At 40.3% G+C, this 13,285-nt stretch carries 13 protein-coding genes; all 13 read right to left on the reverse strand.

Going from position 1 to position 13,285, the window contains the following annotated elements; translation table 11 throughout:
- Positions 1-8: 8 nt before the first annotated feature.
- Positions 9-791, reverse strand: a complete 783-nt coding sequence (locus tag JZO70_RS18965; protein ID WP_207675257.1) for a YlmH family RNA-binding protein — start codon at positions 789-791, stop codon at positions 9-11.
- 13 nt (positions 792-804) lie between these two features.
- Positions 805-1,077 carry a YggT family protein gene (locus tag JZO70_RS18970; RefSeq protein WP_207675258.1) on the reverse strand — a complete coding sequence of 91 codons (273 nt, stop codon included), beginning with the start codon at positions 1,075-1,077 and terminating at the stop codon, positions 805-807.
- 13 nt (positions 1,078-1,090) lie between these two features.
- A complete protein-coding gene (locus tag JZO70_RS18975; protein WP_207675259.1) occupies positions 1,091-1,741 on the reverse strand; it encodes a cell division protein SepF in 651 nt (216 codons plus the stop codon).
- Between the two features lie 10 nt (positions 1,742-1,751).
- Positions 1,752-2,429 (reverse strand): YggS family pyridoxal phosphate-dependent enzyme, encoded by a 678-nt coding sequence (locus tag JZO70_RS18980; RefSeq protein WP_207675260.1) that lies wholly within the window; start codon positions 2,427-2,429, stop codon positions 1,752-1,754.
- 15 nt (positions 2,430-2,444) lie between these two features.
- On the reverse strand, positions 2,445-3,686 hold the full coding sequence (ftsZ, locus tag JZO70_RS18985; protein ID WP_207675261.1) for a cell division protein FtsZ: 1,242 nt from the start codon (positions 3,684-3,686) through the stop codon (positions 2,445-2,447).
- A gap of 21 nt (positions 3,687-3,707) precedes the next feature.
- The gene (ftsA, locus tag JZO70_RS18990; protein WP_207675262.1) at positions 3,708-5,027 is read right to left on the reverse strand and encodes a cell division protein FtsA; all 1,320 of its coding nucleotides are present in this window, start codon (positions 5,025-5,027) and stop codon (positions 3,708-3,710) included.
- 160 nt (positions 5,028-5,187) lie between these two features.
- A complete protein-coding gene (locus tag JZO70_RS18995; RefSeq protein ID WP_207675263.1) occupies positions 5,188-6,267 on the reverse strand; it encodes a cell division protein FtsQ/DivIB in 1,080 nt (359 codons plus the stop codon).
- 22 nt (positions 6,268-6,289) lie between these two features.
- Positions 6,290-7,381 (reverse strand): undecaprenyldiphospho-muramoylpentapeptide beta-N-acetylglucosaminyltransferase, encoded by a 1,092-nt coding sequence (murG, locus tag JZO70_RS19000; RefSeq protein WP_207675264.1) that lies wholly within the window; start codon positions 7,379-7,381, stop codon positions 6,290-6,292.
- Between the two features lie 8 nt (positions 7,382-7,389).
- Positions 7,390-8,757: a UDP-N-acetylmuramoyl-L-alanine--D-glutamate ligase gene (gene murD / locus JZO70_RS19005; protein WP_207675265.1), complete on the reverse strand. Its 1,368-nt coding sequence runs from the start codon at positions 8,755-8,757 to the stop codon at positions 7,390-7,392.
- Positions 8,758-8,770: 13 nt separating this feature from the next.
- A complete protein-coding gene (gene mraY / locus JZO70_RS19010; protein ID WP_207675266.1) occupies positions 8,771-9,733 on the reverse strand; it encodes a phospho-N-acetylmuramoyl-pentapeptide-transferase in 963 nt (320 codons plus the stop codon).
- 16 nt (positions 9,734-9,749) lie between these two features.
- Complete coding sequence (locus JZO70_RS19015) at positions 9,750-11,927, reverse strand: penicillin-binding transpeptidase domain-containing protein (protein WP_207675267.1); 2,178 nt, start codon at positions 11,925-11,927, stop codon at positions 9,750-9,752.
- Positions 11,928-12,308: a cell division protein FtsL gene (ftsL, locus tag JZO70_RS19020; RefSeq protein WP_207675268.1), complete on the reverse strand. Its 381-nt coding sequence runs from the start codon at positions 12,306-12,308 to the stop codon at positions 11,928-11,930.
- Between the two features lie 5 nt (positions 12,309-12,313).
- The gene (rsmH, locus tag JZO70_RS19025) at positions 12,314-13,270 is read right to left on the reverse strand and encodes a 16S rRNA (cytosine(1402)-N(4))-methyltransferase RsmH (RefSeq protein ID WP_207675269.1); all 957 of its coding nucleotides are present in this window, start codon (positions 13,268-13,270) and stop codon (positions 12,314-12,316) included.
- Between the last annotated feature and the right edge of the window lie 15 nt (positions 13,271-13,285).

The following is a 13,285-nucleotide window of genomic DNA, read 5'->3' on the forward strand; positions in this document are numbered from 1 at the left end:
TCATCAGTTTATTTTCGTAAAACGCCTAGGCGCAAACGGATTTTTTCTTTCTTTGTTTTTCCTTCAATTGCTTGAACCTGGATTCGTCCAAAACCGCGAATCGATATAACGTCCAATAAATCCAACAAGTAATCGGGGCGCTCATTAACGCTCCAGTTTACTTTTACTTTTCCAGTCTCGACTAATTGTTTGGATCGCTGTCTGGAAATATTATATACGGTAGAGATGATCACATCAAGCCTTAATGAAGAAGCAGTCGCACTTTCATCAGACCAAGTGTCTTTGGGGACGATAATCTCCGTATACGGTCTTTCTTCTAAATGAACAGTGACACGGCCAACTTTTGTGATTTGTGATTCAATGTAGTTCGACGTTTCACGGGCCAAGAAAACTTGCCAACGTTCACCGTCAGAAATAATATCCCCAAAGTAATCCCGCTTCATTCCTGCACTCATCATAGTACCTAATACTTTACCGTGAGAAAGCTCAGTAAATTTTTGCGGATACTTTATTTCGATCATGATGATTTCAAAATCGTCCTTAGTAGGTTCGAAGTATTCTGGATAAATCATACAGCGACAACGCTCAGCTTGTTCATATCCACCAAAAAACATAAATTTCAAGTCGCTATTTTCACGAGTTAACACCTCAAGAATATATGCTTGACGCGGATCTAAAAAATTTGTTAAATATGGAGCATATTGGCTTTCCACTTGTTCTAACCAGTCACCGACTGCATCTATAAATGGGCGTTCTTCAGGTCGAAAATGCTGATAGACATTCTCATTCATACCCTCACCCCCTCTAATAAATCATGCTGTAAATTACTTGATTGAGAATTCGCACAATAAAATTTAACGCAATGATTGCGGCCATAACCGAAAAATCGATGCCGCCAAACTGTAATGGCAAACGACGAAATAAATCTAAAAATGGCTCGCAGATTTTGCCCAGCAGTCTTCCCAAAGCGGATTCATACGCACCGGGGAACCAAGAAAGCAATGCATATACGACTAATAATACCGTATACAGGTTGACCAAACGATTGATCAAGTATAACAAATTAAATAATATCAATTAATTGTCTCCTTTATAGTTCGAGTCCAAAAATGTCTTGATCACCCATTGACTGCAAAGTAGAATTATCTATCTCCATATTCGCTGGGATACAAAGAAACATTTCATTTCCGGCTCGTTTTATATCTCCATCGATCATAAACACCGCACCTGTCAAAAAATCAACGATTCTTCTGGCACGCCCATCATCCAATGATTGAAAGTTAATCAATACCGCTTCGCCTTGGGCAATACGCTTTGCTATTACCATTGCTTCATTATAGGCTTTAGGTTCTACCACTGAAATTCGTTTACGCGTTTTTGCAGTTGCAGCAGCTTGTGTCGCTGCTCTTCTTTGCATCGCTTCATTATTTGGCATATTGATCACTTTTTCTGTCCTTTTTGCAGATGGAACAGCATTCGCTGGTTTGGTTATCACTGACTTCTCCGGTTGTCGAACTTTTGCAGGTTGCTTGACAGCTGCAGGTACGCTTTCTGTCGTACGTTTCACAGGTTCTTTTCTTGTTGGTTGTTGCGATTTATTCACCATCGGCTTTTTTTGTGCCCGTTTCTCTCTTTTGGGTTGTTTTACGACTGGCTGTCGCGTAACAACAGGTTCTTCATATACTTCATCTTCATCAGCTAGACCGAAAAAATCGCTGATCTTTTCAAGATTAATGGCCATTGATTCTGTCCTATCCTTTCTTAAATAATGCAGTTCCCACACGAATATAGGTTGCACCCTCTATAATTGCCAGTGGGAAATCCTGGCTCATCCCCATACTAAGTTCTGTGCAAGGAGCATAATTCAGTTTTAAGGAACAAATCTTTTCCTGTAATTTCTTCAAGGAGGCGAAAATGCTCCGGATCGTTTCATCATCTGCATCAAATGGTGCCATCGTCATTAAACCAACAATATGTACGTTGGTTAAATCTTCTAACTCATAAACAAATGACAGCAATTCCTCGGGGCTAATGCCATGCTTTGATTCTTCACCTGAGATATTGACTTCAATGAAACAGTTAATCTTATGTGCCGCTCGTTTTTGAATTTCTTGCGCCAAACGCAAACTATCTAATGCATGGAAATAATCAACATGATTAATAATAGATTTTACCTTGCGTCGTTGCAAATTACCAATCAAATGCCAAGAAATATCCGAATATTGACTTAAATTTTCCTTTTTCTCAAGAAGTTTGTCAACCCGATTTTCAGCTAAGTTGGTCACTCCAAGTCTCACTAATTCTTCAGCAGCTGATGAGTCTACACTCTTTGTTACCGCGACCAGCGTAACATCTTCTGGGTTACGTGAAACAAGAGCACACGACTCCTGAATCTCTTGCTCTACAGTATGCAAGTTATCAGCGATCATGTGCTCTCCCCCTTTTTATTTTCTACGGCGAAAGAATGGTGGTGTATCAAGTTCTTCGTCTTTTTCAGGTTTTACTTCTTCGCGAGTAAAAGTTTCGAATTCTTTCTTTTCAATATTTTCAAATTGAGTATCGTCTACTTTTGGTCGAACGTTGTCTTCCTTGCGAATGTCCCATTCACCAAACGCTGATTGCGATTCATTATTTTTTGTTGGTTCAATGTCCAAATTTGGTTTTTGTGGTACTGATTGAACTTGACTAGTGCGTTGAGAGCTGCTGCGACTAGCCTTTCGTTCCTTTTTTGTTGGGTCAATCCCTGTTGCGATTACTGTTACTCGAATTTCATCGCCCAATTCTTCACTGATTGAAGTACCCAAAATGATGTTTACATCTCCAGTAGCAGCATGAGCCACAATATCAGATGCATCCTGTGCTTCAAACAATGTCATATCTAACCCACCAGTGATGTTCAACAAGACTTGCTCTGCCCCATCAATAGATGTTTCTAACAATGGAGAAGAGATCGCTTTTTTAGTTGCTTCTACAACGCGTTCTTCACCGCTGGCAACCCCGATTCCCATCAAAGCAGTACCTTGATCGGCCATCACAGTTTTCACATCAGCAAAGTCCAAGTTAACGTAACCAGGTGCTGTAATCAGATCTGAAATACCTTGTACCCCTTGACGAAGCACATTGTCAGCTTCTCGGAATGCTTCAAGCATCGGCGTCTTCTTATCAACAACCTCCAATAGGCGGTTGTTAGAGATAATCAGCAATGTATCCACGTTTTCTTTTAACAACGAAATACCTTCGGCAGCAAAACGACCGCGTTTTGGTCCTTCAAAGCTGAATGGACGTGTTACAACGCCTACAGTCAAGGCTCCTAAATCTTTCGCAATTTTAGCTACGATTGGAGCAGCTCCAGTACCTGTTCCACCGCCCATACCAGCAGTGATAAATACCATATCCGCACCTTGCAATGCTTCTTGAATCGCTTGATCGCTTTCTTCAGCAGCTTTTTGGCCTACCTCAGGTTGAGATCCAGCTCCTAGTCCACGTGTATATTTTGGACCTAATTGAATAACCGTTTCAGCTTTTGAATTTTTTAACGCTTGCACATCAGTGTTAGCAGCAATAAATTCAACGCCTTTAACGTTTTCCTCGATCATTCGATTAATTGCGTTGCCGCCGCCGCCGCCGACGCCGATAACTTTAATAACTGCGCCTTCGTTAATATTGTTATCTATTGAGAATTCCATGTTTTATTCCTCCTGTGTGAATTAGTCAAAAATATTAGAGAAGAAGTCTTTGATCTTCCCAGTTACTTTTTCATCATTTTTTGGTTTTGTTTCTTCTTCATATTCTTCCACAGCATCATAGTCGTCATAGACTGGTGTAGTGGATACAGCTGAAACTTGCGGTGACAAGGTGACTTTCTCACCAGTCACTGCTGATTTAGCCAAGTGATACACGTCATTTAATTCAGCTGAATAATTAACAATACTTATCACGTTGGTGAATACTGGATTTCGTAAGCCCATTTGATTTGGCACATGCAGTTTCACATTGGTACCAAAAACATCTTCCGCTAACTCTACTACGCCTGGAATACTGGCAGCCCCGCCTGACAGAACGATTCCTCCTGGTAAGTCTAATGCTTCAATTTCATCCAAGGCACTTTTAGCCTTACGGAAGATTTGTTCCAAACGAGCCTCAATGATCTCAGCTAGATAACGTTCATCAATTTTTACCGGCTCTGTCTTCCCGATAACATCTACTGGAAACTCTTCATCTGAAGATGTTCTGGCTGGGTAAGCATCGCCATAATTGATTTTTAACGCTTCCGCATTATTGAAAGAAGTATTCAATACGATCGAAATATCTTTCGTTACGTATTCTCCACCTTCTTGATCAACATGTGTAAATTTCAATTGCTTATCATGCATAACCGCAGTCGTTGTTTGTCCGCCACCCATGTCAATAACAATTGTACCAAAATCTTTCTCTCCATCAGAGAGAATTGACTCGGTCAAAGCTTGCGGCGTAATAATTGTTTCCGCAACTGTTAATCCAGCCGTTTCGACACATTTTTTAATGTTATGAATGATTGTTTTAGGACCGGTGAAAACCAGACCAAACATTTCTAGTCGGACACCAATCATACCCCTAGGATCTTTGATTCCGTCGAATCCATCTACAGTAAATTCTTGCGGTAATAGAGCGACGATCTGTCTTTCAGGAGGAATTGAACGAACCATTGCGGCAGAAGCAACGTTGCGTACGTCGTCGTCAGTGATTTCTTTAGATTCGTTGTTAACAGCAATCATGCCTTGGCATGGCTCAACTTCCAGAAGGTTTGCTGGCAATCCCACACTGACACTTTTGATTTGAATCCCGGCTTTTTCCTCGGCCTGTTTTACTGCTCGTTGAATTGCGTGAACGGTTTTGTCAATGTCCACAATAATCCCACGATTGATTCCTTCTGATTTTGCATTTCCAACACCAATTATATTCATTTGGCTATCGATGTATTCGGCAACTACAACTTTTACAGATGTCGTTCCGATATCAAGGCCCACATACATTCCTGCTTTTGCCATGAATGGGATTCCCTCCTACTTAAAATTTCATTATCTAGATTGAAAATATCTGCTTTCAGTAAGCACGTCATATATTTCTTTCAAATATACTCACTGCCACCAATTTTACCACATTTTACACGGAATTAAAAAGGCGAATCCGTATTTTCTTCGGATAATTTTAATCATTTTCGGCAGATGGACTGGTTTCTTCTGCCGTACTTTCGGTTGTACTTTCATTTGTGCTTTGTTCGGTGTTATCTGAAGATGATTCTTCAGGATAAGCGTAGCTGTAAATTCCAGCTTCCATGTCGACTATACCTTTCATTTCTTGAACATTCATTTCCTCAACAACTTGTGGATAGTATTTCATTTTTTGCGACATCTCTTGGATAGCTACAATGACTTGATTGCCGTCATTCATAAATACTTGCAGGAGGCTTTTATTTTCATCGGTAGGAGCATACTTAATTTGCGAAACTCCTTGTCGTACCTCTTCAGGGAGCGCGTCATACTGTTTCAAGACCGCCCGAATTCTTTTCGGCCCGGTAAAGCCTTCTAAAATTGGCAACGATCCTTGAGTATTTTCAACACTAGTCGGAATGACTCTGCCATTTGCTAGGATAGGTGAGTATTCCTTGTCATGTTCCAAATAAGCAACTTCTTTATATTCTTTCACATTGATGGCAAATTTATTGACGCCATTAAAACGCACACTGGCATCTTCGATTCGCAATTCTTGTTTTTTTAAGCGGTCCACGTGCTCATCACGATGAAAATATTGGGACCACAAGTTATTGCCAATTGAAAAATTTAATTTCTCTGCAATTTCTTCTGACGAGATTTGATCGTTTCCTTCAATCGAAATACTGGATAATCGACTAAGCGGCGAAACATAATATAGTAAAATTAACGCAGGAATCGAAAATAAGAGAATCAAAGTAGTAGACCGTCGATACAAGCGTCTATTCCTTTCATGACGCACATTAGGCAGTCGTTCTAAAAACGATCCGTTTACAGGTCCTTTGAATTTCTTTTTTGGAACCTCTTCTTCAAGATCTTCTGCATCATCTAACTGCTCTGGTTCTTCTTCAATGTTCTCAAGATCTTCCTCGTCACTAACCAACTCTTCATCAGCTTCAGTTTCAGGAGGGACTTCTTTTTCATTTGGATGTTGTTTTAAATATTCTTGATTCGCCAACTGCCATGGCGTTAGCTTTTTTGATTCTTCGTTATTCTCAGGCGTATCTTGATTACTCAAGCTTAGTCACCTCCTGCCTCATTTATTTCACGATACTATTCACCATGCGCCATAAGCGTTCTGCTGCATCGGGAATGCCTTCTTTTCTTGAAGCATCCGCCATCTGTTCTCGAAGAGTATGGTCGTCCATGATATCATCAATCGCGGTTGTCAGGCGCTCACCTGTCAACTCATCATCTTTAATCATACTGACAGCACCTGCATCTACTAAACTTTGCGCATTTTTTGTTTGATGATCGTTGGTAACGTAAGGACTCGGGATTAAAATTGCCGGAAGTCCTAAAGCGGTAAATTCCGCAATTGAAGTAGCCCCCGCCCGGCCGATCAACAGATCAACATTAGCCATCACATCAGTCATGTTTTTTATATAGGGTTGTAACGAGATATTTGACCAAGTTTTTCCGGCTTCAAATTTCTCATTAAGCTCTTGAAAATAGCGATCACCTGAAGCATAAAGTACTTGATAATCTTTTTTTGCTAATTGCGGCAATGCTTGGATTACCGCCTGGTTGATTTTTAACGCTCCTTGACTGCCGCCGAAAATCAAAACAGTCGGACGATCTGGTGTTAAGCCGTAGTCAGAAAGCACTTCTGACTTCCCATTTGCAATGACTTCTTGTGCTCGGGGGTTACCCACCAGCACTGTTTTCTTTTCTGGAAAATATTGTGCAGCATCCGGGAAACAAATTCCCACTTTGTCTACAAAGAGGCTGAGAAACTTATTAGTGATTCCAGGCACACTATTTTGTTCATGAACAATCGTAGGAATCTTTAGCCGAGCCGCTGCGTACACCACGGATCCGGAAACATAACCACCAGTACCAATGACTACATCTGGTTGGAATTCTTTTAAAATTTCCTTCGAACGCTTCAAGCTTTCCATAAACATTTGTAAGGTCTTGATGTTATCCATGGAAAGTTTCCGCTTGAATCCTTGAATCTTAATAGTTTTAAAAGGAATTCCCGTTTCGGGAACAATTTTATTTTCTAGACCACGATGGGTTCCTACATACAAAAACTCAGCATTAGGATGTATTTTTTCCACATAGCGGATAAAAGCAAGTGCCGGATAAATGTGCCCGCCTGTTCCACCGCCAGTTACAAGTATTTTCATTTTGTCTCCTACTTCTCTTTAAGCTTTTCAACAGCCTGCATGAATTTGTCTCCACGAACTTCAAAGCTAGGATATTGATCCCAGCTGGCATTGGCAGGAGAAAGCAAAATACTATCTCCGGCTGCGCTGTGCTCATAAGCTAACGGAACCGCTGTTTCTACATTTTCAGTTAGTATAATCGTTTCGATTTCCGCTTTTTTAGCCGTTTCAGCCAGCTTATTTTTAGTTTCGCCAAATAAGATAACGGCTTTTAGACCTTTGAAGGCTGGGATCAGTTCATCAAAACCATTGCCTCGATCTAACCCACCCGCTAATAAGACAACCTGATCATTTTTAAAACCACTTAAAGCCATCTCGGTTGCTAAGCTGTTGGTAGCTTTTGAATCGTTGTAAAATTTACGGTCATTGACAGCTGTCACGTATTGTGTGCGATGAGGAACGCCGTGGAAGTTGGTCAGCGCTTCACAAATTGCTTCATTGGATACCTTCATCAATTTTGCAGCAGCAATAGCGGCCAAAGCATTCTCAACGTTGTGTTTTCCTGGTACTCCCAAATCACTAGCAAGCATGATTTTCTCAGATTTAAAATACAGAACACCGTCTTTCAAATAGGCCCCATTTTCTAAAGTAGACTCACTTGAAAAAGGAACAATCGTTGCCTTAGTCTTACGACTCAGCTCTTGCAACTCTTTAGAATCCCAGTTAATCACTAAATAATCCGAAGCGTCCATATTTTTTTGGATGGCCCATTTTGCTGCTACGTAGTTGTCCCGTGTCCCATGATAATCTAAGTGCGCTTCGTATATGTTGGTAATTACAGCAATATGAGGTCTAAATTCATCAATACCCATTAATTGAAAACTAGACATTTCCATCACAATATCGTCATCATCAGAAACTTTTTGGGCTACTTCACTGGCAGGAAAGCCAATATTACCAGCTAAATACGCTTTGCCGGATTCTCTGTTTTGATTCAATAAAAGACCGATCATTGTAGTTGTCGTCGTCTTACCATTCGTCCCAGTAATTCCAATAATCGGACATTCAGAAATCTGGTAAGCCAATTCTACCTCAGTCAGTATCAGTATATGTAACGACTCAGCTTTTGCTACTAAAGGATTGTTGTAAGGGATCCCCGGATTCTTAACCATTAAGGCAAAGTCTTCATCTAGCAATTCAATCGGATGACTTCCTGTAATTACCCGAATACCGTCTTCCAGCAAATCTTGAGCTGCTGGATTTTCTTCAAAAGGTTTTCCGTCGTTTACAGTAACAAGCGCGCCCAAGCGATGTAGCAACTTGGCCGCACTAAACCCGCTCTTAGCTAATCCTAAGACCAGAACTTTTTCGTTTTCATAACGTTTAATTTGTTTCATGTTTTTTCATCTCCTACAGTACGATCACTAAAACTAGTATCGAAACAACTAGACCAATTAACCAAAAAATCCCATCAATCTTCCATTCCGACCAACCAGACATTTCAAAATGGTGGTGCAGCGGTGACATCTTAAAGACACGCTTACCCGTTAACTTGAATGAAGTGACTTGAATCATCACACTGGCTGTTTCACAAACGTAAACAAGTCCAATCAATAGCAAGGTCCATTCTTGGTGAAGCATAATAGATACTGCTGCTAATAATCCACCTAGGGATAAAGATCCCACATCACCCATGAAAATTTTGGCAGGTTTCTTATTATATGGAAAGAACCCAACTAGTCCGCCAATCACACTGAGGCAAACGATTAATACTTCATATTGTTGTTGATGCCAAGCCATAATACCATAGGCTGCAAAAGAAATTGTTCCTAATCCTGATACTAAGCCGTCAATCCCGTCGGTTAAGTTTACTGCGTTAGAGAAGCCCACTAACCAAATGATGACAAATAGTCCATAGAAAATACCTAAGGGTAAATCTAAACCAAAAAAGTTCAGGGTATTACTGTAACCTTCCATCTGATAGACAAAATAAAACAGGATGGCTACAACTACTTGTCCGACAAATTTTTGTCTGGAAGTCAAACCTTCATTTTGTTTACGAGCCAACTTTAGAAAATCATCTAAAAAGCCGATGATTCCGTATAGTAAAAGAACAAACAACAGCAGCAATAACGAAGTTGTCATTTGGCCTTGCCAAATGCTGAACCATACAATAGTAACTGCAGCAGCTGTTAAAAAGCCTGCTCCTCCCATTGTAGGTGTTCCTGCTTTTACGTTATGCCATTCCGGTCCTTCATCACGAATTGCTTGACCTTGTTTTTTCATTCTGAAATAGCCGATTAAAAAAGGCATCCAAGCGACAGTAATTGCAAAACTACTGACAAAGGCAATAAATAGTTGTGCCGGTTCCATTCTTTTCTCTCCAGTCCTAACTTAAAGTAATTTTCAATTTTTGATTGGAGACCTCCGTATAGGGTTCAATACTTTGCTTTGTACAATACCCTTCGCCAGTAAACTCCACTTCTATATCAAGTAAATTTGACAATTTCAAGATGTCGGCTTTTGACCAGCCGCGTACATCAGGTAATTCTTTCGTTCCGTCCGTCAACAAAATCAACCGTTCATTAGTCATTACTTTCTCACCTGGTGTAGCAGATTGTTTTACAACCTTGCTGCCGTCTCCGACAACCACCGCATTAACACCACGCTTATTGGCATCACTAACGGCTGTTTCAGTATTAAGATTACGGTAATCTTCCACTGTTACTTGTTGAGCCTCTGAATCATCATCTGTGTCAGCGTCTTCTCCTTGAAATTCCATTGCACGATTTAATAGCGGATTCGCTATTTTACCAAGTACACCTTCAGGGTAGCTTTCCGGCTGTTTCAAGGTCAGATACAAAATGAACTCTGGATCTTCAGATGGCAGCATTAAGGCAATCGAATAAATGTAATTCGTAGAACCTGACAAATAAGCACCATCTTGGAAAATTTGTGCTGTCCCCGTTTTCGCTGAAATATTGTATCCTGGCACATTGTATTGGTCATACGCCGAACCATAGTTTTGACTTTCCACTACATCACGCATGTATTCCCGGACTTTTTCCGCCGTTTCAGCTGTGATTGGTTCGCCAACAACTTCTGGTTTAGTGACGATTTCTTTTTCTGTATTTGGATTGACCATTTTTTTAATATAATGAGGCTGAAGCATTTTCCCATCATTGGCAATTGCCGTATAGCCCCGCATCATTTGAAAATTAGTCACACCAATAGATTGTCCATAAGCACTCATCGCTTGGTCCACAATATTACTTGTTGGCATGGTACCCTTACTTTCGCCTGGCAGACCTGAATAGGTACTTTGACCAAAACCAAACTGTTTCAAATACTCTGGCCATTTGTCACCTAGACGTTCTTCCAGCATAACCATACCTACGTTACTTGACCAAGATAAGGCTTGTCTCATGGTCAATACGCCTTTTGCTCCCAAGTCATGATCGTTGATAGTAGCATCAGCAACATTGATCTTACCAGAAGTAAAGCTTTCATTCTCATTAAAGATCCCTTCATTAACAGCTGCTGCCGTCGTGAAGATTTTCATTGTTGAACCAGGTTCATATGTATCCTCAACTAGAATATTTCGCCAAACAGAGTCATCATCCAACCCTTCTTTTGTTTCCGGATTATAAGTCGGCCGTTGTGACATAGCTAAAATATCACCGGTTTTAGCCTGCATTAAAGTAGCTGTCATTTCTGTCGGTTTGGTTTCTTCATCTACTTCATCCAGCAGGGTTTCTAAATAGCTTTGTAACCCAGCGTCCAAAGTAGTATAGATATCTTCACCATCTTCAGAAGGCTTTTGCTCAGCAACTGTTCCTGGCAATGGATTTTGGTTGTTATCCTTTTGGTAAACAATTTTTCCATCCTTGCCTTTTAAAACATCATCATAAGCGGCTTCTAATCCAGTTACCCCGCTAAGCCTTTCATTTTTATCAGGAGAGGCATAACCAATAAAATGGGAGGCAAACGCGCCATTTGGATACATACGCTTCGTATGATCTTCAAAATAGAGGCCCTGTATACCTGCATCTTTCATCGCTTTTTCGATTTTCTGCTTTTTCTCTTCTGAAATATTTTTGCCCCAAGGGTTGAATTCTACTTGGTACAAATTATCTTTTTTCCCATCTTCTAATTTCTTTAAAGCACTGCTCTTTTTGGCGCCCAATTGGTCGCGCATAATTTCAGCTAGTTTTTCAAAATCTTTTTCTTGAGCGTACAATTTTTCTTTTCCTGAAGTGTATCTTTCAGATAGAACGGCATAGATAGAATAAGAGGTCGCATCTTCAGCGATCGCCTCTCCGTTTCGATCATAAATTGTACCACGTTTCGCTGGTATGACCTGTTCACCGCGGTAAAGCTCTTCTGTCTTCTCCTCAAGCGAGGTCCCAGCTACATGTCCGCCTGCAACGACAAAAATCATTCGCCCGGCAAATAAAAAGAACAATCCAATACTCGTAGCAAACAAAATAATACCTACTTTTTTGCGATTGTTCATCGGAGTTAAATTTTTTTTACGGATTTTGCGCTTAATCCTTTTAAAGCTCATTTACTTCACTTTCCTTAAGTTCTCGTCGTTAATTGAAAGTCCGTCCTTCTCAGCAACTTCTTTCAACCGATCCGAACGAGATAATTCATTCTTTTCTTGCTGTAGTTGTGTCGCTGTTCTTTCTTTTTGATCAATTTCAGTTTGTGTATTCGTTATGTCATTTTGCGTTTTGCTAATTTCATTACGTGTATTCACCATGACAATTGCCATGCTAATCAGCATAGCTAAAAGTCCCACTGCAACAATCTTTTCAATACGAGAGATTTTCTTTAAGCGATCTGCCGGGGAAACAAAGACTTCAAAAGAATCTGGCGTTTGGATTGGTTGTTCAGGTTGTGCATAATCAAACTGCTGGTGTTGATTATTTTTTAATTCAGCCATAATTCTTATCCTTCCTTCGTTTTTTCTGCGATCCTTAATTTCGCGCTTCGTGCGCGGTTATTCTCTTCTAGTTCTTCTTTTGTTGGAACAACTGGTTTTCTGTTCACCAAAGTTAATATCGGCTGGAACTCTTCAGGAACTATCGGAAGTCCTGGAGGCATGTCCTTAGGCGAGCTATATTCTTTGAATATCGTTTTTACAATTCGGTCTTCTAATGAATGAAATGTAATCACACTAATTCTGCCTTGTGGAGCCAACAAATGAATTGCCTGCTCCAGAGAAGCTTCAATCGCACCTAGTTCATCATTAACAGCAATCCGGATTGCTTGGAAAACTCGCTTAGCCGGATGACCGCCTTTTCTTCTAGCAGGAGCCGGGATAGATTCCTTAATAAGCTCCACTAGTTCACTAGTTGTTTCAATAGGCGCTGCTTCTCTTTTTCGCTCGATCAAACGAGCAATTTGTTTAGAAAATTTTTCTTCCCCATAACGGAAAAAAATCTTCACTAATTGTTGATAGGAATAGTCATTTACGACATGGTATGCACTTAAAGAAGCGTTTTGATCCATTCGCATATCTAACGGTGCATCTTGATGATAGCTGAAACCACGCTCGGCTTCATCTAATTGCGGGGATGAGACACCTAGATCATATAGGATACCGTCAACGGCATTTACACCTAAAAGAGCAAGCTGATCGGCTAACTCTCTAAAATTGGCTTTAATAAAAGTAACTTGTCCTTTTTCGACATATTTTTTCAAGCGGACAGCCGCATTATCAATTGCTTTTTGATCTTGATCAAACGCATAAAGATGACCCTTTTCATTTAATTGCTGCAATAAATACTCGCTATGCCCAGCACCACCAAGTGTACAGTCAACATAAGTGCCATTAGGTTTAACAGCTAATCCATCAACTGTTTCATGTAATAAAACAGTTATATGTTGAAAGTCTTCCGTCATCAAAAATCCTCTTCC

This window comes from Candidatus Enterococcus moelleringii (genome assembly GCF_017377575.1).
Taxonomy (GTDB): domain Bacteria; phylum Bacillota; class Bacilli; order Lactobacillales; family Enterococcaceae; genus Enterococcus_A; species Enterococcus_A moelleringii.